This is a genomic window from Gillisella taibaishanensis, assembly GCF_001938985.1.
Classification (GTDB): Bacteria; Pseudomonadota; Alphaproteobacteria; order Rhizobiales; family Rhizobiaceae; genus Allorhizobium; species Allorhizobium taibaishanense.
In genome coordinates, this window is the sequence record NZ_MKIN01000017.1 from 41,488 (window position 1) to 63,087 (window position 21,600).

General features: G+C 60.3%; 16 protein-coding genes. 11 read left to right on the forward strand and 5 right to left on the reverse strand.

Annotation, left to right across the window (positions count from 1 at the left end; all coding sequences use genetic code 11):
- Nucleotides 1-81: 81 nt before the first annotated feature.
- On the forward strand, nucleotides 82-1,572 hold the full coding sequence (locus BJF91_RS01830; protein ID WP_075612787.1) for a bifunctional ADP-dependent NAD(P)H-hydrate dehydratase/NAD(P)H-hydrate epimerase: 1,491 nt from the start codon (nucleotides 82-84) through the stop codon (nucleotides 1,570-1,572).
- Here BJF91_RS01830 and BJF91_RS01835 read toward each other — a convergent pair.
- Nucleotides 1,551-2,354 (reverse strand): DUF72 domain-containing protein, encoded by an 804-nt coding sequence (locus BJF91_RS01835; RefSeq protein ID WP_075612788.1) that lies wholly within the window; start codon nucleotides 2,352-2,354, stop codon nucleotides 1,551-1,553. The genes BJF91_RS01830 and BJF91_RS01835 overlap by 22 nt on opposite strands.
- Nucleotides 2,355-2,377: 23 nt before the next feature.
- Complete coding sequence (uvrA, locus tag BJF91_RS01840) at nucleotides 2,378-5,299, reverse strand: excinuclease ABC subunit UvrA (RefSeq protein WP_075612789.1); 2,922 nt, start codon at nucleotides 5,297-5,299, stop codon at nucleotides 2,378-2,380.
- Between the two features lie 290 nt (nucleotides 5,300-5,589).
- Between uvrA and BJF91_RS01845 the strand changes: the two genes are divergently transcribed.
- Complete coding sequence (locus BJF91_RS01845; RefSeq protein WP_075612869.1) at nucleotides 5,590-6,120, forward strand: single-stranded DNA-binding protein; 531 nt, start codon at nucleotides 5,590-5,592, stop codon at nucleotides 6,118-6,120.
- Between the two features lie 44 nt (nucleotides 6,121-6,164).
- Nucleotides 6,165-6,416 carry an RDD family protein gene (locus BJF91_RS01850; protein ID WP_075612790.1) on the forward strand — a complete coding sequence of 84 codons (252 nt, stop codon included), beginning with the start codon at nucleotides 6,165-6,167 and terminating at the stop codon, nucleotides 6,414-6,416.
- 64 nt (nucleotides 6,417-6,480) lie between these two features.
- Here BJF91_RS01850 and BJF91_RS01855 read toward each other — a convergent pair whose 3' ends face one another.
- Nucleotides 6,481-7,110: a MarC family protein gene (locus tag BJF91_RS01855; RefSeq protein WP_075612791.1), complete on the reverse strand. Its 630-nt coding sequence runs from the start codon at nucleotides 7,108-7,110 to the stop codon at nucleotides 6,481-6,483.
- Between the two features lie 313 nt (nucleotides 7,111-7,423).
- On the opposite strand from BJF91_RS01855, the gene gyrA reads away from it, so the two are divergent.
- A complete protein-coding gene (gene gyrA / locus BJF91_RS01860; RefSeq protein WP_075612792.1) occupies nucleotides 7,424-10,204 on the forward strand; it encodes a DNA gyrase subunit A in 2,781 nt (926 codons plus the stop codon).
- 108 nt (nucleotides 10,205-10,312) lie between these two features.
- On the opposite strand, the gene BJF91_RS01865 is transcribed toward gyrA, so the two are convergent.
- On the reverse strand, nucleotides 10,313-11,230 hold the full coding sequence (locus BJF91_RS01865; protein ID WP_075612793.1) for a LysR family transcriptional regulator: 918 nt from the start codon (nucleotides 11,228-11,230) through the stop codon (nucleotides 10,313-10,315).
- A gap of 143 nt (nucleotides 11,231-11,373) precedes the next feature.
- Between BJF91_RS01865 and BJF91_RS01870 the strand changes: the two genes are divergently transcribed.
- Nucleotides 11,374-11,829 (forward strand): VOC family protein, encoded by a 456-nt coding sequence (locus BJF91_RS01870; protein WP_075612794.1) that lies wholly within the window; start codon nucleotides 11,374-11,376, stop codon nucleotides 11,827-11,829.
- Between the two features lie 33 nt (nucleotides 11,830-11,862).
- Here BJF91_RS01870 and BJF91_RS01875 read toward each other — a convergent pair whose 3' ends face one another.
- Nucleotides 11,863-14,334 carry a heavy metal translocating P-type ATPase gene (locus BJF91_RS01875; protein ID WP_075612795.1) on the reverse strand — a complete coding sequence of 824 codons (2,472 nt, stop codon included), beginning with the start codon at nucleotides 14,332-14,334 and terminating at the stop codon, nucleotides 11,863-11,865.
- Nucleotides 14,335-14,524: 190 nt separating this feature from the next.
- Here BJF91_RS01875 and ccoG point away from each other — a divergent pair, with 190 nt between their 5' ends.
- The 6 genes from ccoG to BJF91_RS01905 all read left to right on the forward strand — a co-directional run bounded on the left by ccoG (nucleotide 14,525) and on the right by BJF91_RS01905 (nucleotide 21,599).
- Complete coding sequence (gene ccoG / locus BJF91_RS01880; protein WP_075612796.1) at nucleotides 14,525-16,111, forward strand: cytochrome c oxidase accessory protein CcoG; 1,587 nt, start codon at nucleotides 14,525-14,527, stop codon at nucleotides 16,109-16,111.
- A complete protein-coding gene (locus BJF91_RS01885) occupies nucleotides 16,108-16,602 on the forward strand; it encodes a FixH family protein (protein WP_075612797.1) in 495 nt (164 codons plus the stop codon). Before ccoG ends, BJF91_RS01885 begins: the two co-directional genes overlap by 4 nt.
- Nucleotides 16,599-18,962, forward strand: coding sequence for a heavy metal translocating P-type ATPase (locus tag BJF91_RS01890; protein WP_075612798.1), 2,364 nt, complete (start codon nucleotides 16,599-16,601; stop codon nucleotides 18,960-18,962). Before BJF91_RS01885 ends, BJF91_RS01890 begins: the two co-directional genes overlap by 4 nt.
- Nucleotides 18,959-19,114, forward strand: a complete 156-nt coding sequence (gene ccoS, locus BJF91_RS01895) for a cbb3-type cytochrome oxidase assembly protein CcoS (protein ID WP_075612799.1) — start codon at nucleotides 18,959-18,961, stop codon at nucleotides 19,112-19,114. The genes BJF91_RS01890 and ccoS overlap by 4 nt, the downstream gene beginning before the upstream one ends.
- A gap of 131 nt (nucleotides 19,115-19,245) precedes the next feature.
- Complete coding sequence (gene gndA, locus BJF91_RS01900; protein ID WP_075612800.1) at nucleotides 19,246-20,676, forward strand: NADP-dependent phosphogluconate dehydrogenase; 1,431 nt, start codon at nucleotides 19,246-19,248, stop codon at nucleotides 20,674-20,676.
- A gap of 71 nt (nucleotides 20,677-20,747) precedes the next feature.
- Entirely contained in the window at nucleotides 20,748-21,599 is an 852-nt protein-coding gene (locus BJF91_RS01905) for an MBL fold metallo-hydrolase (RefSeq protein ID WP_075612801.1), read from the forward strand.
- The last annotated feature ends 1 nt before the right edge of the window (nucleotide 21,600 follow it).

Consider the following 21,600-nt stretch of genomic DNA (forward strand, 5'->3'; position numbering starts at 1 on the left):
AGATGCAAATGCATAATATATCGCCATTTTTGAATTGCATTTGCCGTTGCCGTTTGCCTTCTCTTCCGCTTTGATAGGGCCATGACAGATAAATTTCCCTCCGTGCTGATTTCCCCAGCCTCAATGGCTAAGGTCGATCGTGACGCTGCCTTGTCCGGCCTCGACAGCTACGGCCTTATGCGCAGGGCAGGCTTTGCTGTCGCTGCCGCCGCCCTTCGGCACTATCCAGAGGCGGTGCGCTTTGTGGTGCTGTGCGGACCAGGGAATAATGGCGGCGATGGCTTTGTCGCGGCGGCCGCGCTGCGGGAGGCGGGGGGCAATGTGCGGGTTTTCAGTCTCGGCGATCCCGGCCAGCTGCGAGGCGATGCGGCGAAAGCCTTTGCGGATTTTGACGGCGCTGTAGAGCCATTGGAGGCTTACCGGCAGGAGCAAGGCGACCTCGTCATTGACGCGCTGTTTGGCGCCGGTCTTAGCCGTGACCTGCCACCATCGGTCACCGATATCATCGACCGCCTGGCGGAGGTTGATGTGCCTGTGCTGGCGGTCGATCTGCCGTCCGGCCTTGATGGCGCAACGGGCAAGCCACGACCGAAGGCGTTTCAGGCACAGCATACGGTGACCTTCGTGGCGCGAAAGCCGGGGCATGTGCTGCTGCCTGGGCGTGGCCTGTGCGGCGAGGTGGAGGTTTTCGATATCGGCATTCCCCGCCGGATCGTCGAACGTCATGCCGGTATTGTTGGAATCAATGATCTCGCGCATTGGGCCGCCATGCTGCCGCGTCTCAGCGACGCCAGCCATAAATTCACCCGTGGGCATTTGACGGTGTTTTCCGGCAAGGCCAGCGCGACAGGTGCGGCTCGACTGTCAGGATTGGCTGGTTTGAAGGCCGGGGCAGGGCTGGTAACGCTCGCCTCGCCTGGCAGCGCGGTTCTTGTCAACGTCAGTCAGACCACCGCGATCATGATCCGGACAGTCGATGACATCGATTCCCTGCAAGACTATTTGACCGACAAGCGTATGGGCGCCTTTGTGCTTGGTCCCGGTTTCGGCATTGGAGAAAAGGCCAGGGCATTCGCTCTGGCTTTGGCCGAGCGCCGCCTGGTGCTCGACGCTGACGGGATTTCGTCGTTCAAGGAGGCGCCCGAAAGCTTGTTCGATGCGTTTGCTTCAGGCGAAACCCGCCTCGTCTTGACGCCGCATGAGGGCGAATTCGCCCGGCTGTTTCCTGATTTAGCCGGAGACGACAGTCTGGGCAAAGTGGAGAAGGCGCGGGCCGCTGCCACAAGGGCGCATGCCGTCTTGGTCTACAAGGGTGCCGATACCGTGATTGCCGCACCAGATGGCCGGGCGCTCGTCAATGCCAATGCACCACCCTGGCTCGCAACGGCCGGCTCCGGCGACGTGTTGGCCGGCATTATCGGTGGTCTTCTGGCGCAGGGTACTGCGGCTTTCGAGGCTGCTGCAGCTGGGGTCTGGCTGCACGCGAAAGCCGCGACTCGCCTTGGGCCTGGGCTAACGGCCGAGGATCTGGCCTCCGCCGTGCAGCCATTTCAAGCTGAAACGGATTGCTGAAGCAGCTTTGCGCCGTTCGGCGCATTGACCTTGCCGCCTGATATGAAGAAGGCAAAAACGTCGCGCGGCTTTTTCGGCACGGTGCGATCTTTGGCGATCAACGGCAGATCGGTTGGCACGCCGCCCTGAGCATAGGTCTTGAACCGCTCCGCCCAATGCCCGACTTCGTCCTGCGGATAGCAGGTCTTCACGTCGTCGGTGCCCTTTTGCAGCCGGGCATAAACGAAATCGGCAGTGACATCGGCAAACATTGGATAATCGTGGTGATCGGCACACACGGCTGCAACCTCGTGGCGCTCCAGCATGGCGATGAAGTCTGGCGTCTGGAACGATGGATGTCGCGGCTCGACCACATGACGCAGTGGCAGGCCGTCCAGTGTCTTCGGCAAGAGCGCCAGAAAGGCTTCGAAATCATCGGGCTCGAATTTCTTCGTCGCCATGAATTGCCAGAGGATCGGTCCAAGATGGTCCCCAAGCTCGGCGATGCCTTGAGTCAGAAATTTCTCTACCGACGGCCCCGCCTCAGCCAGCACCTTGCGATTGGTGCAATAGCGGCTGGCCTTCAGCGAAAACACGAAATCTTCAGGCACTTCGGAGGCCCATTTGGCAAAGGTCGCCGGCTTCTGACTGGAATAATAGGTGCCGTTCACCTCTATGGCGGTCAATTCACGGCTGGCATGCTCCAGCTGCCGCTTCTTTGCGAGCTTTTCCGGATAAAACGTGCCTTCCCACGGCTCAAAGGTCCAGCCGCCGATGCCAGTTCGAATTGTGCCTGCGGTCATCGCTCTGCTCCCGTGTTCATCGATTATTCCGCCGCTTGTGTCTTTTTCACCGGCCGTCGCTCCAGCAGTTCTTTCAAGAACTGGCCGGTGTAGGAGGCCTCGACTTTGACGACCTCTTCCGGCGTGCCCTGGGCGACGATCTGCCCGCCGCCATCGCCGCCTTCGGGGCCGAAGTCGATGATATGGTCTGCGGTCTTGATCACTTCGAGATTGTGCTCGATCACCACGACCGAATTGCCCTGATCCACCAGCTCCTGCAGCATCTCCAGCAGCTTGGCGACGTCGTGAAAATGCAGGCCGGTGGTCGGCTCATCCAGGATGTAGAGCGTGCGGCCCGTCGACTTCTTCGACAATTCCTTGGCGAGCTTGATGCGCTGCGCCTCGCCGCCCGAGAGCGTATTGGCCTGCTGGCCGACCTTGATATAGCCGAGCCCGACATCGAAGAGCGCCTGCAGCTTGTCACGGACAGCCGGCACGGCCGAGAAGAATTCGACGCCTTCCTCGACGGTCATGTCCAGCACGTCGGCAATGGACTTGGTCTTGAAGGTCACATCGAGCGTTTCGCGATTGTAGCGCTTGCCGTGGCAGACGTCGCAGGTGACATAGACGTCAGGCAGGAAGTGCATTTCGATCTTGATGACGCCGTCGCCCTGGCAGGCCTCGCAGCGACCGCCCTTGACGTTGAATGAAAACCGCCCGGGCTGATAGCCGCGTGCCTTGGCTTCCGGCAAGCCGGCAAACCAGTCGCGGATCGGAGTGAAGGCGCCGGTATAGGTGGCCGGGTTGGAGCGCGGTGTGCGGCCAATCGGCGACTGGTCGATGTCGATCACCTTGTCGATGAATTCGAAGCCGTCGATCCGGTCGTGATCGGAGGGATTTTCGCGTGCGCCCATGACCCGGCGTGCCGCTGCCTTATAAAGCGTCTCGATCAGGAAGGTCGACTTGCCGCCGCCCGACACGCCGGTCACGGCGGTGAAGACACCGAGCGGAATGGCGGCGGTGACATTCTTCAGATTATTGCCGCGCGCGCCGATAACCTTGATCTGCTGGCCCTTTTTCGGCTTGCGCCGGTTTGGCGGTACTTTCACGCCAAGCTCGCCGGTCAGGTATTTGCCGGTCAGCGACTTCTTGCTGGCCATGATTTCCTGCGGGCTACCCTTGGCAATAACTTGGCCGCCATGCACGCCGGCGGCCGGACCGATATCCACGACATAATCGGCGGACAGAATAGCGTCCTCGTCATGTTCAACGACGATCACGGTATTGCCGATGTCGCGCAAATGCTTGAGCGTGTCGAGCAGCCGGGCATTGTCGCGCTGGTGCAGGCCGATGGACGGCTCGTCGAGCACATAAAGCACGCCTGTCAGGCCCGAGCCGATCTGGGAGGCCAGCCGGATGCGCTGGCTTTCGCCGCCCGAAAGCGTGCCTGAATTGCGCGACAGGCTGAGATAGTCGAGCCCGACATCGTTGAGGAAGGTCAGGCGCTCGCGGATTTCCTTGAGGATGCGCGTGGCGATCTCGTTCTGCTTGTCGGTGAGCAGAGCAGGCAATTCTGTAAACCAGCCACCAGCGATCCGGATCGACATCTCAGTGACCTGACCGATATGCAGGCCGTTGATCTTCACGGCCAGCGCTTCCGGCTTCAGCCTGAAGCCATTGCAAGCCGGGCAGGGAGCGGCCGACATGTAGCGCTCGATTTCCTCGCGTGCCCAGGCGCTGTCAGTCTCTTTCCAGCGGCGCTCGAGATTGGGCACAATGCCTTCGAAGGTCTTCGTCGCGCTGTAGGAGCGCGCGCCATCGGCATAATGGAATTCGATCTTCTCCTCTGTTCCGTGGAGGATTGCCTTCTGCGCAGCAGCCGACAGTTCCGACCATTTGCTGGTCAGCTTGAAGCCATAGGCCTTGCCGAGGCCCTCCAGCGTCTGATCGTAATACGGCGAGGAAGACTTGGCCCAGGGCGCAATCGCGCCTTCTTTCAGCCGTTTGTCGGTTTCCGGAATAATCAGCGCTTCATCGATTTTCTGCTGGAAGCCGAGCCCATCACAGGTCGGACAGGCGCCGAAAGGATTGTTGAAGGAGAAGAGGCGCGGCTCGATTTCCGGAATGGTGAAACCGGAAACCGGGCAGGCGAATTTTTCCGAAAACAGAACCCGCTCATGGGTCTCGTTCAGGGACTTGTTAGCAGAGCCACCGGCAGCGGTTTCATTGGCCGGCAAAGGCTTGTCGGCAAATTCCGCGACCGCCAGGCCATCGGCCAGCCGAAGGCAAGTTTCCAGGCTGTCGGCCAGGCGCGAAGCCATATCCGGGCGCACGACGACGCGGTCAACGACGATGTCGATGTCGTGCTTGTATTTCTTGTCCAGGGCCGGGGCCTCGGCGATTTCATAGAACTGGCCGTCGATCTTGACGCGCTGGAAGCCCTTCTTCATCAGCTCGGCGAGTTCCTTCTTGTACTCGCCTTTGCGCCCACGGATCATCGGTGCCAGGATATAAAGACGGGTGCCTTCCTCGAAGGCCAGGATGCGATCGACCATCTGGCTCACCGTCTGGCTCTCGATCGGTAGGCCCGTTGCCGGCGAATAGGGAATGCCGACGCGAGCAAACAGCAGACGCATATAATCGTAGATTTCGGTGACAGTACCAACCGTCGAGCGCGGATTGCGCGAGGTGGTCTTCTGCTCGATCGAGATCGCCGGTGAAAGGCCTTCTATCAGATCGACATCGGGCTTCTGCATCATTTCTAGGAACTGGCGTGCATAGGCCGACAGGCTCTCGACATAGCGGCGCTGGCCCTCGGCATAGATCGTGTCGAACGCCAGCGAGGATTTACCCGAGCCGGATAGGCCGGTCATGACGATCAGGCTATTGCGCGGCAAATCGAGGTCGATGCCCTTCAGATTATGCTCGCGCGCGCCACGGATGGAAATCGTCTTCAATTCGCTCATAACAAAACTCGATTTGGGAGAGAGCCGCAGGCAACTTGCCGCTCCTTATGTAGTCACTGCTGTCACTCTGTCGAGACGGAACGGTCGATTCCGCAGGGGATTCGGTTGAGGTTGACAAAAGCATACGGAATTGTTAGAACAAATAAAGAACATTTTTTGTCCCTCCGTTTTATGGGTTATTGCTGTGGATTAACGGCGATCTGCCTGCCGTATGGTGTCGGGGTAGGATAAGGTTAAGATTGATTGAGATGTATAAGCCGCCTACCGGTGGTGGCAGTGAGGTGAGTATCATGGCTGGAAGCGTCAACAAGGTTATTTTGGTCGGCAATCTGGGCGCGGATCCGGAAATTCGCCGCACCCAGGACGGCAGGCCGATCGCCAATCTGCGCATTGCCACGTCTGAAACCTGGCGCGATCGCAATTCCGGCGAGCGCAAGGAAAAGACTGAATGGCATACCGTCGTGATCTTCAACGAAGGCTTGTGCAAGGTTGCCGAACAATATCTGAAGAAGGGCTCGACTGTTTATATCGAAGGCCAGCTTCAGACCCGCAAGTGGCAGGACCAGAACGGCAATGACCGTTACTCGACCGAAGTGGTTTTGCAGGGCTTCAACTCGACCTTGACCATGATCGGTGGTCGTGGCGACGGCGGCGGTGCGTCGCGCGGCGGCAGCGACTTCGGCGGCGGCGGTGGCGGCTACGACGATTACGGTTCGGCGCCAGCTCCTGCCCGCAGCGGCGGCGCAGCCACCGGCGGCCGCGGCGCAAGCGCTCCTTCGGGCGGCTTCTCCCGCGACATGGATGACGATATTCCGTTCTGATCTGGAATTTTCAAAACCGTTATTGGTGACATGAGGAGGGGTCGATGGCTGATACTGAAACCAAAGGAAGACCGTCAAGCTGGCGGATCATTCTTGCCTTTATCCTGGATCTCTTCACATCGTTTTTTGTGCTGGGCTATGTCGTCGGCTACCTCAGTGGAGGCTTGACGCCTGAAGGGTTCCAGCTGAACGGCTTGCCTGCCTTGGTCCTGTTTGCTTTGGTCATCGCTTATTTTGTCGTGTTCAATCGCTTTCTGGGCGGCACGATCTGGAAGCGGATATTGAAGGCAAACTAATTCAGGGCCATGTCTTGAAGGGCGCGCGCCTTTTGGTGCGCCCCTCCTGATGTGTTTGGGGCGTCTAAATCTTAAATGCTGCCTTGATGCCGTCGACGACGAATTGCACGGACAGCGCAGCTAGGATTACGCCGAGCAGGCGGGTCAGGATTGCCCGTCCGGTAACGCCGAGCAGCCGGTCGAGACGGTCGGCGATAAGCAGGGCCAGCAGCACCACGCCGATGCAGAGGCCGATGACGAGGATCAGCTCCGTGCGCTCCACCGGGCCGGGCAGGGAGCCTGCCAGCAGGATGGTGGCGGAAATCGCGCCAGGGCCGGCAATCAGCGGCAGCGCGAGCGGGAAGACGGCGATATTGTGCATGTGATCGCGGGTAATCGCGTCTTCAGAAGTCTTTTCCTTCCGCTCCTGGCGCTTTTCGAAAATCATCTCGAAAGCGATGGCAAACAGCATCAGGCCGCCGGCAATGCGGAAGGCGCCGATGGAAATGCCGAGCGTTTCGAGAATGCTGGCGCCAAACACCGCAAAGACCGCAAGAATGCAAAAGGCGATGATAGAGCCGCGCAGCGCTACCTGCTTGCGCTGCTGCCGGTTCATGCCGCGCGTCAGGCCGAGAAACAGCGGCGCCAGGCCGGGCGGATCGAGCGTTACCAGCAAGGTCGTGAAGGCGTTGAGGAGAAGTTCGACAGTGGTCATGATCCATTCCCGGTTTGCTATGGAGTAGCCTGTCTGCGTTGCGCGAGCCTATGGCACCGGCTTGCCGGCAGGCATTTCAACCTTGGCGACGTCCCGCGCTCTACAAGAAACCGGGACGTTGATCCACCCCGTCACCTCCTTATATGTCTGTGCGGAAGACGATAGAACCCGCAATCGCCGCTAGCGGGCGGGACCTGGGCAAGAAATGCCTTGTCATGGCCGCAAAAGCCTGTTCAAAACCTCCCAGCAAATTGGCGCGGAAAGGGGCTTTCCGCTATAAAATCCCTAGTGATTCTAACAGGCGTGACCCGTTTTGACTGAGCAAAGCACACCCGGCGGCAAAATGCCGTCCGATATCGAACCCATTTCGATCATGACGGAGATGCAGCGGTCGTATCTCGATTACGCGATGAGCGTTATCGTCAGCCGCGCGCTTCCCGACGTCCGCGATGGTTTGAAGCCCGTTCATCGACGCATCCTGTTTGGCATGTCCGAACTGGGCATCGACTGGAACAAGAAATACGTCAAATGCGCCCGCGTCACCGGTGACGTGATGGGTAAGTTCCATCCGCACGGCAATTCGGCGATTTATGACGCGCTTGCCCGTATGGCGCAGGATTGGTCGTTGCGGCTGCCGTTGATCGATGGCCAGGGCAATTTCGGCTCCATCGATGGCGATCCGCCGGCTGCCGAGCGTTACACCGAGTGCCGGCTGCAGAAGGCTGCTCATTCGCTGCTCGACGATCTCGATAAGGACACCGTCGATTTTCGCGATAACTATGACGGCACGCTGTCCGAGCCTGTTGTCGTTCCGGCGAAATTCCCCAATCTTCTCGTCAATGGCGCTGGCGGTATCGCCGTCGGCATGGCGACGAATATTCCGCCGCATAATCTGGTCGAAGTCATCAATGGCTGTATCGCGCTGATCGAAAACCCGGCCATCGAGCTGCCGGAACTGATGCAGATCATCCCGGGGCCAGACTTCCCGACCGGCGCGCTTATCCTTGGCCGCAGCGGCATTCGTTCCGCCTACGAGACCGGCCGTGGTTCCGTCATCATGCGCGGGGTTGCCCGGATCGAGCCGATGCGGGGCGACCGCGAGCAGATCATTATCACCGAGATTCCCTATCAGGTGAACAAGTCGACGATGATAGAGAAAATGGCCGAACTGGTGCGCGACAAGCGCATCGAGGGCATTTCCGATCTGCGCGACGAGTCCGACCGCCAGGGCTACCGCGTTGTGGTCGAGTTGAAGCGCGACGCCAATGCTGACGTCATCCTCAACCAGCTCTATCGCTACACGCCGCTGCAAAGCTCGTTCGGCTGCAACATGGTGGCGCTGAACGGCGGCAAGCCGGAGCAGCTGACGCTGCTCGACATGCTGCGCGCCTTCGTCAGCTTCCGCGAAGAAGTCATTAGCCGGCGAACCAAGTACCTGCTGCGCAAGGCCCGTGATCGTGCCCACGTGCTTGTTGGCTTGGCGATTGCCGTTGCCAATATCGATGAAGTCATCAAGCTGATCCGCAATGCGCCCGATCCGCAGACGGCGCGCGAACAGTTGATGACGCGCCGCTGGCCGGCGTCAGACGTCGAGAGCCTGATCCGGCTGATCGATGATCCGCGTCACCGGATCAACGAAGACAATACCTATAACCTCTCGGAAGAGCAGGCCCGGGCCATTCTCGAACTGCGCCTTGCCCGCCTGACCGCCCTTGGTCGCGACGAAATAGACGAAGAATTGAACAAAATCGGTGCTGAAATCACCGATTACCTCGATATTTTGTCGTCGCGCACCCGCATCCAGTCGATCGTCGTCGAAGAACTGATTGCCGTTCGCGACGAGTTTGGCACGCCGCGCCGCAGCCAGATCATGGAAGGCGGTCCTGACATGGACGATGAGGATCTCATCGCCCGTGAGGACATGGTGGTGACGGTCTCGCATCTCGGCTATATCAAGCGCGTGCCGCTGACGACCTATCGGGCTCAGCGCCGCGGCGGCAAGGGTCGCTCGGGCATGGCGACCCGCGACGAAGATTTCGTTACCCGGCTATTCGTTGCCAATACCCATACCCCGGTTCTGTTCTTCTCCTCGCGTGGGATCGTCTACAAGGAGAAGGTCTGGCGCCTTCCGATCGGCACACCGCAGTCACGCGGCAAGGCGCTGATCAACATGCTGCCGCTGGAGCCGGGCGAACGGATTACCACGATCATGCCGCTGCCTGAGGATGAGGCAAGCTGGGATAATCTGGATGTGATGTTCTCGACGACCCGCGGCACCGTGCGGCGCAACAAGCTGAGCGACTTCGTCCAGGTTAACCGCAACGGCAAGATCGCCATGAAGCTCGAGGAAGAGGGCGACGAAATCCTCTCGGTCGAGACATGCACGATCCATGACGACGTGTTGCTGACTACGGCGCTTGGCCAGGCGATCCGGTTCCCGGTCGATGAAGTGCGCGTCTTTGCCGGACGCAATTCGATCGGTGTACGCGGTATTTCGTTGCAGCCGAATGACCGGATCATTTCGATGACCATTCTCAGCCATGTTGATGCCGAGCCATGGCAGCGTGCGGCCTATCTGAAGCGGTCGGCCGCCGAACGGCGGGCGAGCGGTGTGGATGAGGAAGATATTGCGCTGGTCGGCGAGGATGTCGGTGAAGTTGGCGATCTGCCGGAAGACCGTTATCAGGAATTGAAGGCGCGCGAACAGTTCGTGCTGACGATTTCAGAACGCGGCATCGGCAAGCGCTCCTCGTCTTACGATTTCCGCACCTCCGGCCGTGGCGGCAAGGGTATTCGCGCCACTGATACGTCGAAGACGGCGGAAATTGGCCAGCTGGTCGCGGCCTTCCCGGTCGAGGACAAGGACCAGATCATGCTCGTTTCTGACGGCGGTCAGTTGATCCGCGTGCCGGTTGACGGCATTCGTATCGCCAGCCGCGCCACCAAGGGTGTAACGATCTTCAACACCGCCAAGGATGAAAAGGTCGTCTCCGTCGAGCGCATCAACGAGCCGGAAGGCGAGGATGAGGTCGAGGGCGTTGCCGAAGAGGGCGTCGCTATCGATCCAGGTACGCCTGACGAAGGTGCAAACTGATCCATTTAGGTGAGTGAATGTTTAGAGGCCGCGGCATCGATTGATGCCGCGGCCTTTTGCGTTAGGTGGCAGCAGACTGATGCAGTCTTCGGCAAGATTAGGTTGACCTCAGGCTTTGCTTCGGGATTCGCCGATCAGGTCGATAAAGGCCCGCAGCGGTCTTGGCATGAAGCGGCTGGAAAAATAAAGCTGCGGCCCGTCGAAGGGTGCCGACCAGTCGAGCAGGACTGGCGTCAGCGCGCCGCTGTCGAGATGGGGCTGCAGCCAGTTCTCGAATGTGCCGATGATGCCGTGCCCGGCGCAGGCAAGCGCTATCGCGGCCTGTGCGGCATCGACGCCGAGGGTGATACGGCCAGGCGGATCGACGGTGATTGCTTCTTCGCCCTTCTCGAACTCCCAGACAACAAGGGCGCCGCTTGAAAAGCGCAGCCGAATACAGTCGTGGGCGATGAGGTTGCGCGGGTGGTCGGGCGTGCCGCGCCGGCTCAGATAGGATGGGGAAGCGGCCAGCACGACCCTTTGCTGCCTTGGCCCGATGGGTACCGCAATCATGTCCTGCGCCATGTGTTCGCCGTAGCGGATGCCGGCATCGCAGCCGGCGGCGGTGATATCGACCAGCTGGTCGTCGACCATGATTTCCAGCCGCACATCGGGATGGCGCTGCAGAAAGCGGTCGATCAGCGGCGGCAGGATATCGACCATCACGGCGCCGGTGACGTTCAGCTTCAGCAGGCCTCGCACCTCGTCCTGACTGCCCATAGCCTCCTGAAGCGCAGCTCGGGTCTCCCGAAACAGCGGCGATAATCGATCTGCCAGCGCCCGTCCGGCCTCAGTCGGGACGACGGAGCGGGTGGTTCGATTCAGCAGCGGCGCCTGTAGCCGTTTTTCCAGAAGCGCAACCTTGTCGCTGACCGTCGAGGGCGACAGGCCAAGCCGTTTTGCTGCCGTTCGAAAGCCGCCGGTATCGCAGACGGCTAGAAATACCGTCAGGTCATCCCAGGAGAGATCATCGATATTGTTCGCCATGGCGATCAACCTATCCGTATTGAGGGTGATTATCAATCACTGGAGCTAAAGCTAGACAGAGACATGGTTTTGCTTTTGCGCGGGGGACACCGCCGCCGACAGGGCACGAAGACCAATTGCGAATTGAGAGCAGGAGAAAAATAATGACAGAACAGACACAGACCGCGCTCGCCAACAGCATTTTTTCGTCCTGGAGGCCACATCATATCGGCATTCGCGTGCCTGATTTCGATGCCGCAGTCGCCTGGTATGAAAGCAATCTCGGGTTCAGGCTGGTGGGACACTTGACCTATGGCGCCACCAGTTTCGGTATGTTGGCGCTGGCTGGCGATGACAGCTTCTGCCTGGAACTGCTTGCCAATCCTGACGGCATGCAGCGGCCGCACTATGCCGATCTGCCCGGAAGCCACAATCTGATGGGTTGGCACCACATCTCGTTCAGCACCCCGGATCTGGCCGCGAGTATCGAGGCGCTGAAAAGCAAGGGCATTACCATGGTCAGCGATCCCATGGATGTCCCCGCTCTCAGCGTTCGCTTCGCATTCTTTGCCGATCCCTGGGGCAATCTGTTCGAACTGGCCCAGCCGCTCGACGCCTGAGCAATGGCAAGAAAAGATGGTAGACGTGCAGCGTCACGCCGGCCTTAGCCGGCGCAGGCGCAGGGCGTTGCTGAGAACAAAGACGCTGGAGAGACCCATCGCGCCAGCAGCGAAGATTGGCGACAATAACGTGCCATTGACAGGATAGAGCAGGCCGGCGGCAAGCGGGATCAGCAGCACGTTATAGGCAAAGGCCCAGAACAGGTTCTGGCCAATATTGCCGATCACCGCCTTGCTGACGGCAATCGCGCGCGCCACGCCAGCGAGGTCGCCTGACATCAGCACGACATCGGCACTTTCTATGGCGATATCAGAGCCGGTCCCGACAGCAATGCCGACATCTGCGGCGGAAAGGGCCGGGGCGTCGTTGATACCGTCGCCGACGAAGGCGATTTTATTATTGGTTCGCCGTAGGTTTGCGAGAGCGTCGACCTTGCCGCCAGGCAGGACTTCGGCAATGACGGTGTCTATGCCCAAGCGAGCGGCAATCGCGTCCGCCGTGCGTTTGTTGTCGCCGCTGATCATTGCGACTTTCAGTCCGAGGTCGTGGAGGGCGCGGATGGCGGCTGGTGTTGTGGGCTTGATCGGATCCGCAACGGCCAGCAAGGCGGCGGGTTTGCCGTCGATGGCGAGATAGAGCGGGGTCTTGGCCTGCTGCGCGAGTTGAGCGGCCTCTTCCGCAAAGGTCGAGAGATCCATGCCGTGGCGCACGAGAGCCCGGTCCGCGCCGATCACGACCTTGCGGCCTGCAACTTCGCCGGAAACTCCCATGCCGGGCTCGGCCTTGAACCCGTCGACCGGTTGCAGCGTGACTTGCTCGGCTTCTGCGGCGGCAAGAATGGCCTTGGCAATCGGATGCTCCGACCGCGCTTCCAGACTTGCGGCGTAAGAGAGAATGTCGCTTCGCGAGAAGCCCTCCGCTGTAACGAGATCGGTCAGTTCGGGCCGGCCCTCGGTCAGAGTGCCCGTCTTGTCGAGGGCGACGAGGGTCACGTCGCGCAGGTTTTGCAGGGCATCACCCTTGCGAAACAGCACGCCAAGCTCTGCCGCCCGGCCGGTGCCCACCATGATCGAGGTTGGCGTCGCAAGTCCCATGGCGCAGGGGCAGGCGACAATCAATACTGCCACTGCATTGACCAGCGCATAACTCAACGCCGGCTCAGGGCCAAGCAGCAGCCATGCGGCAAAGGTAAGCAGGGCGGCTGCAATCACCGCCGGCACGAACCAGCCCGTGACGCGGTCGACCATGGACTGGATCGGCAGCTTTGCGCCCTGGGCAGTCTCGACCATGCGCACGATCTGGGAGAGCAGCATGTCGGAGCCGACCTTCGTCGCCCGCATGGTCAGCGCACCATTGCCATTGATCGTGCCGCCGGTCAGCGTTGCCGTTTTGGTCTTTTCCACCGGCGCCGGCTCGCCCGTCAGCATGGATTCGTCGACAAAGGATTGGCCCTCGGTGACGACGCCGTCGACCGGGATCTTGTCGCCGGGGCGGATATCCAGGATATCGCCAACAACGACTTTGGCGATGTCGATATCGAGCCGCTTGCCATCCCGGATCACTCGCGCCGTCTTCGGGGCAAGGCGCACCAGCCGCTTTATAGCGTCGCTGGTGCGGCCCTTGGCCCGGCTTTCCAGCGTGCGACCCAGCAGAACCAGAGTGACGATGACGGCGGCGGCCTCGTAATAGACATTGACCGTGCCCGCAGGCATCCAGCCCGGCGCGAAGGTGGCCACCAGCGAATAGCCATAGGCGGCGGAGGCGCCAAGGGCTACCAGCGAGTTCATGTCCGGATGCAACTTGATCAGGTTCGGAACGCCGTGACGGAAAAACATCAGACCCGGGCCGAGCAGCACGAGCCCGGTCAGGGCGCATTGCAGCAGCCAGCTCGTCTGCATGCCAAGCACAGTCATGACCCAGCCATGCATGGCCGGGATGAGGTGCGAGCCCATTTCCAGGATGAAGACGGGGAGCGTGAGAAGGAGGGAGATCAGGGTCAGCCGTGTCAGCCGATCGGTTTCCTGCGCCCGGCGATCCGGTTGCGGGGAGGCAGCGCTTGCCTGTGCTGCCGGTTGGCGCAGATGAAAGCCTGCCCCTTCGACGGCAGCGATCAGAGCCGTCTCGTCAACGCCATCAGTTGCGGTCACCGTCGCCCGTTCCGTTGCCAGGTTGACGGCGGCGGTGCGAACGCCTGGCACGCCTGATAGCGCGGTCTCCACCCTGCGCACGCAGGAGGCACAATGCATGCCGTCGATATCAAGCTCACGGCTCTCAAGACGTGGTGCGTATCCGGCCTGCTCGATTGCCGCGATAACGGCACCCAGATCGGGCTTTTCGGCAAACTGCACGCTGGCCTTTTCGGTTGCGAGATTGACGGAGGCGGAGGTGACGCCCTGCACTGACGCAATGGCCTTCTCGACCCGTCGCACGCAGGAAGCGCAGTGCATGCCATCAATGGCAATCGTGGTTTCAGTGGTGGTTTCGGGGGAATTTACGGCATTCATGGCATCGTTCCTATCCGGCTGCCACCCATAGATAAGGCTTCCAACAGTGGGAAGGTCAAGGCGTCAGCCCGAAAAAATGTCTCTCATACAAACGGAGATACTGCCTTTGAGACGCTTCGCCGCAGCTTGACTTAAGTCAAGGCTTCCATCGGCAAGACGTGAAAAACCTCTGATAACGAGAGGTGTGGCAATGAGCAGTAGTGGAATGGAAACACGGCCTGATGTCGAGCGGTTTATCGCTGAGCCGGTCAATTCGGCGAAAACGCGCCGGCCGCTATACGAGGCGCGCAAGAAGATCTTTCCAAAACGGGCATCCGGCAGTTTCCGGCAGTTCAAGTGGCTGGTCATGGCCATCACGCTCGGCATTTATTACCTCACGCCCTGGCTGCGCTGGGACCGTGGAATTTATGCGCCTGACCAAGCGGTGCTGATCGACCTCGCGCATCGCCGATTCTATTTCTTCTTCATTGAAATCTGGCCGCAGGAATTCTTTTTCGTTGCTGGCCTGCTGGTCATGGCTGGTCTCGGGCTGTTTCTGGTCACGTCGGTGGTCGGACGCGCCTGGTGCGGCTATACCTGTCCGCAGACGGTCTGGGTCGATCTGTTCCTGGTGGTCGAGCGTTTCATCGAAGGCGATCGCAATGCCCGCATCAAGCTGGATGGCGCGCCCTGGAGCTTCGACAAGGTTTGGAAGCGGGTAACGAAACATGCCAGCTGGCTAGTGATCGGCGTTCTCACCGGCGGTGCCTGGATCTTCTATTTTGCCGATGCACCAAGCCTGCTGCACGAGTTCGTCACAGGTCAGGCCGCCGGCGTCGCCTATGCGACTGTCGCGATCCTGACGGCCACCACCTATGTCTTCGGCGGGCTGATGCGCGAGCAGGTCTGCATCTATATGTGCCCTTGGCCGCGTATCCAGGGCGCGATGCTGGATGAGAATTCGCTGGTCGTGACCTATAACGACTGGCGCGGCGAGCCGCGCACCCGCCACGCCAAGAAGGCGGTTGCGGCTGGGGAGTCGGTGGGCGACTGCGTTGATTGCAATGCCTGCGTCGTCGTCTGTCCCATGGGCATCGATATCCGTGACGGCCAGCAGCTGGAATGCATCACCTGCGCGCTGTGCATTGATGCCTGCAATGGCGTGATGGACAAAATCGGCAAGCCGGGTGGCCTGATTGCCTATGCAACGCTGCAGGAATATCAGTCGAACATGGCGCTTGCCACCGGCAATGGCACCGGGCCGGTTGATCCGACCAAGGTCAGGACTGCGGATGGCGCCTTTGTCGAGACGATCAGGCATTTCAACTGGCGGGTCATCTTCCGACCGCGCAGCCTCATCTACATGGGTGTTTGGTCCGCTATTGGCATCGCGCTATTGTTTGCGCTGATGACCCGCGGGCGGCTGGACGTCAATGTCCTGCATGACCGCAATCCGCAATATGTACTGGAATCGAATGGCTCGATCCGCAATGGCTATACCGTGCGGCTGCTCAACATGGTGCCGAAACCGCGCGACCTGACCGTGACCCTCGACGGCCTGCCGGAGGCGACCATGAAGGTCAACGGCATGCAGGAAGAGCCGACCCGGTCGATAACCGTGACGGCTGAGCCGGACGAAGCCACGACGCTTAAAATTTACGTGACGCTGGCAGGTCGTGACATCACGGAGAGCGCGGAGCCCTTCCGTTTCATCGTGCTCGACCCTGTATCCGGCGAGCAAGCCATCTACAAAGCCACGTTCAATGGTCCCAGCGACAAGTCGGGAGACAAGAAATGAGTGTCAAAACCCAAAAGACCTTTACCTTCACCGGCTGGCATATGCTGGCAACGATTTGCTCCTTTTTCAGCGTGATTATTGCCGTCAACCTGACCATGGCCTGGTATGCCGGGCATAGCTGGAGCGGCATGGTGGTGGAAAACACCTACGTCGCCAGCCAGAAATTCAACGATACGACGGCGCAAATTCGCCAGATCCTCGATACGGGCGTTCAGGGCACCCTTGCGATCAAGCAGGGGGCGATTGCCTATGATCTTTCCATTCCCGAAAAAGGACCTGTGATTGCCGATCAGGTCGTTGCCAACTTCAAGCGGCCGGTGGGAGAGCACCAGGATTTCAGCGTGACGTTGATGCCCCTTGGCCCCGGCCATTTCACTGGTGAACATGTCGTGGAGGACGGTCACTGGATCGTCGAGACCATTGCCACCCGCGAGGGGAAAATCGTCATGCACGAGGCCAATCGCATTGCCGTTATCGGAGGCGAAAAATGAGCTGCTGCGCAGCGGGCTCCGAGGCGGCCCTGGACCTTGAGCGCTCTGCGGCTTTGCTGCCGTCATCGGAAGAGATCCGGCTGGCAAGCCGTGATCTGGGCGAGGGGCTGTTTCAGGTGGATTTCAGCGTGCCCGGCGTCCACTGCGGCACCTGCATCACCTCGATTGAAACGGCACTGAAGCGGGTGCCGGCCGTGGAACGGGCCAGGGTCAATCTCTCGACCCGGCGCGTCGGCGTTGTTTGGCGGGCAAAGCGGCCTGCGGAAGGGCCGCTGATTGACGCGGATGCCGGCCCTGTCTTCGAGGACACCGGACTCGATCCGGTGGAGCTGGCGCGGGCGATTGCCTCGACCGGCTACAGTTGCCACCTGTTCACACCGCAAGATGCGGCCTCAGATCTGCTGCTCAAGCAATTGATCCGCGCCGTTGCCGTTTCCGGCTTTGCCGCCGCCAATATCATGCTGCTGTCTGTCTCGGTCTGGTCGGGAGCGGATGCCTCGACACGGGATCTGTTTCACTGGATCTCTGCGCTGATCGCTGCACCCGCTCTGATCTATGGCGGCCGGTTCTTTTATCAATCGGCCTGGGCCGTGCTGAGACATGGCCGTTCGAACATGGATGTTCCGATCGCCATCGGCATCACGCTATCCTATTTTTCGTCGCTCTGGGAAACCATTCACCACGGCGAACATGCCTATTTCGATGCAACAGCATCGCTGCTGTTCTTCCTGCTGATCGGCCGCGCCCTCGACCATATGATGCGGGACCGGGCGCGCTCGGCGATCAGCGGGCTGGCGCGGCTCAATCCGCGGGGCGCCACCGTGGTCGGCGCCGATGGAGGCCGTGACTACCGGCTGGTGGATGACATCAAGATCGGCGAAGTCGTCGCGATCTCGGCCGGTGAGCGCATTCCGCTCGATGGTGTCGTAGTCGATGGCGCCAGCGATCTCGATGTCTCAATTGTCAATGGCGAAAGCGCACCGCGCACCGTTGGCCCCGGCGACGCCGTGCAGGCGGGCACGCTCAGCCTGACCGGCTCGCTCGCCGTGCGGGCCACCGCCCAGGCACGCGATTCCTTCCTCTCGGAAATCATCCGTTTGATGGAAGCGGCGGAAGGCGGCAAGGCGCGCTATCGGCGCATCGCCGATAGGGCCGCTCAGCTCTATGCGCCGGTCGTGCATCTCCTGGCGCTCAGCTCCTTCATTGTCTGGGGTCTTTACGACGGCGACTGGAAACATGCGCTCATGGTGGCAATCGCCGTGCTGATCATAACCTGCCCCTGTGCGCTGGGGCTGGCAGTGCCTGTTGTGCAGGTGGTGGCCGCAGGCAAGCTGTTCCAGCGTGGCATCATGGTCAAGGATGGATCGGCCATGGAGCGGCTGGCCCTGGTCGATGCCATCGCTTTCGATAAGACAGGCACGCTGACGCTTGGCCGGCCCGTGCCAGTCGATATCGGCAAGGTCAATCCGGATATGGTTGCCATCGCTGCAGGGCTTGCCGCCCATTCTCGGCATCCGCTGTCCCAGTCCCTTTGGCGGGCTGCCACTGGCAATCTGTTGCGCGGACCTGTCCGCAGTTTCGCAGGCGTCCAGGAAATCCCGGGCAGCGGCGTGGAGGCAGAGGCGCCGGAAGGTCGCTATCGTTTGGGCAATCGCCGCTTTGCGCTTGGACTGAACGCCACCGAAGCAGACGGCCCGGCATTGTCGGAAGTGCTGTTGTCGCTGAATGGCTATGGTCTTGCCTGCTTCCGCTTTGAAGACAGCTTGCGCCCAGGCGCTGAAGCCGTGATCGCCGATCTGCGAGGCGAGGGACTGAGGCTTGCCGTGCTCTCAGGCGACCGCAGCCCCGTCGTCAGTGCTCTTGCTGCCCGACTAGGGATCGATCAAGACAAGGCCGAGCTTTCGCCAGCCGATAAGGCCCAATTCTGCGCCAGCGAGCAGCAGGCCGGCAGGCATTTGCTGATGGTGGGCGATGGCATCAATGATGCCCCGGCGCTGTCGGCTGCTTACGTGTCCATGGCGCCGGCGACCGCCGCCGATGTCGGACGTCAGGCTGCGGATTTCGTATTCATGCATGACGGGCTGGATGCAGTGCCTTTCGCCATCGATGTGTCGAAAAAGGCGGGGCAATTGATCCGCGAGAATTTCGCGCTCGCCATCGGTTATAACGTGTTTGCAGTGCCGGTTGCGCTGCTCGGCTATGCGACGCCGCTGATTGCCGCAGTCGCCATGTCGACCTCCTCGCTGATCGTCGTTGCCAATGCCTTGCGCCTCAATGGCGCTTCCGGCCTGGTCCGCCGCAAAGGCAAGGGCGCTGTGCCGCCGGTCGTTCTGCGCGACGTTCCAGGACTTGCCATATGAACATGCTGGTCTATCTCATTCCCATCGCACTTCTGATGGGAGGCATCGGTTTGGCGGCCTTTCTCTGGTCGCTGAAATCAGGGCAATACGACGATATGGATGGCGCGGCCTGGAGGGTCATCACCGACGACGATGATCATCCATCAAGCTAAGCCACGTTTTAACCGATTACGGTAGGCTATGAAAACTTGTCGCCGTCCTTCTCCGTTGCGTCTTGCTCCCATTGCAAAGGAGTGCCAAAACATCACCACCTTCACATCTGGTAATGAATTGGAGCATTGACATGGAGCAGGCGGAAATCGGACTGATCGGTCTCGGCGTCATGGGATCGAACCTGGCGCTGAATATCGCCGAGAAGGGCAACCGCATCGCGGTCTTTAACCGGACGCCCGCACGCACCAAGGAATTCGTCGCGGAAGCCGGCGATCTCGCCGGCAATATCATCGGCTGCGAAACCATCGAAGAATTTGTTGCAGCGATCCGTCCGCCGCGACCGATCATCATCATGATAAAGGCCGGCGACGCCGTCGATCAGCAGATGGAATTGCTGAAACCGCATCTGTCGGCCAATGACATCATGATCGACGCCGGCAATGCCAATTTCCATGACACGATTCGTCGGTTCGACAATCTCAAGGACAGCGGCCTGACCTTTATCGGCATGGGCGTGTCCGGCGGCGAGGAAGGGGCGCGTCACGGTCCCTCGATCATGGTCGGCGGCACGGAAGACAGCTGGAAACGCGTCGAGAAGGTGCTGACCTCGATCTCCGCCAAGTTCAACGACGACCCATGCGTTGCCTGGCTCGGCACCGATGGCGCCGGCCATTTCGTCAAGACCATCCATAATGGCATCGAATATGCCGATATGCAGATGATCGCCGAAATCTACGGCATCCTGCGCGATGGCCTTGGCATGTCGGCAGCTGAAATCGGCGACGTCTTTGGCCAATGGAACAAGGGTCGCTTGAATTCCTACCTGATCGAAATCAGCGAAAAGGTGCTGAAGGCGACGGACCCGATCACGGGCCAGCCGATGGTCGACGTGATCGTCGATGCCGCCGGCCAGAAGGGCACCGGCAAATGGTCGGTCATCGAGGCGCAGAACCTCGGCATCGCCGCCACCGGCATTGAAGCCGCAGTGGCTGGTCGTGTCCTGTCTTCGCAGAAGAAAGAACGTGAAGCGGCTGAAAAGATCTTCGGCCTGCCTAAGCCCGCTGAAAAGCCGCATGACGGCATGGCGTTCCTGGCCGATCTCGAAAGCGCGCTGCTGGCCGCCAAGATCGCTGCCTATGCCCAGGGCTTTGCTGTGATGGCAGCCGCGTCCAAGGAATTCGGCTGGTCGCTGCCCATGCCGACCATTGCCAAGATCTGGCGCGAGGGCTGCATCATTCGCTCGCAGTTCCTCGACGAGATCACCTCGGCCTTCACCAAGGAGCCCGATGTCGCTAACCTGATCGTCACGCCAGCCTTCTCGCAGATGGTCAAAGACACCGATGCAGCCCTGCGTCGCGTGGTCTCTTATGCTGCTCTGTCCGGCCTGCCGGTTCCCGCGCTCGCCTCGGCCCTGTCCTATTTCGACAGCTATCGGCGCGGTCGCGGCACCGCCAATCTCATCCAGGCCCAGCGCGACTTCTTTGGCGCCCATGGCTTTGAGCGGGTCGACGGCAAGGAATATCACCACGGTCCTTGGGGCAGCGGCGCTTCGATCTACTGATCGCCAGCAAATCAGAAATATCATTGGCCTCGCCGCATCCAGTGGCGAGGCTTTTTTGAGAAGTGTGTTTTATGGACGATCGTCTTGTCATTCTCGGCAGCAAGGGTGGGCCGGCTATCCGTCCCGGCGGCCCCAATCCAACCTCCATGCTGCTGACACTCGGCGGTCGGCACATTGTTATCGACTGCGGGCTCGGCGTCACGCGCGGCTTGGTCGAAACGGGCTTGTCGCTGAAGGACCTTGATCTGGTCTTCATTACTCACCTCCATTCCGATCATGTGCTGGAACTCGGGCCGCTGCTGCACACCGCCTGGACGACGGGGCTTTCAAAGCCGGTGACCGTCTACGGACCGGAAGGAACAGCCCTTCTCTGGCATAACTTCCTTGTCTCGCTCGACTTCGACATCCGCACCCGGATCGCAGATGAGGGGAGACCGGATCTGGCCGGTCTGGTGATCGTCCGTGAATATGGCGAAGGCCCGGTTCTGGAGGAGGGTACTATGATCGTCTCGGCGCTGCGGGTCGATCATCCTCCGGTGACAGATTGCTTTGCTCTCAAATTTGTTCAAGCCGGCAAAACAGTCGTCCTGTCTTCGGATACGGCCTATTTCCCGCCGCTCTCGGATTTCGCTGCCGGCGCCGATCTTCTCGTGCACGAGGCCATGCTGCCTGAGGGTGTTGAAAGCATCATTCGGCGCACCGGCAATGGCGCACGGCTGCGGGAGCATCTCTACGCCTCGCACACGCTGGCGGCAGATGCGGGACGGCTGGCGACGCAGGCACGGGTTAAAAAGCTGGTGCTGAACCATCTCATTCCGGCCGATGACCCCGCCTTTACAGAGGCGGACTGGCGGCAGGCCCTTGCGTCGGTCTGGAGCGGGCCGTTGGTGGTTGCCCAAGATGGCTTAGCCATTCCGTTTTAAA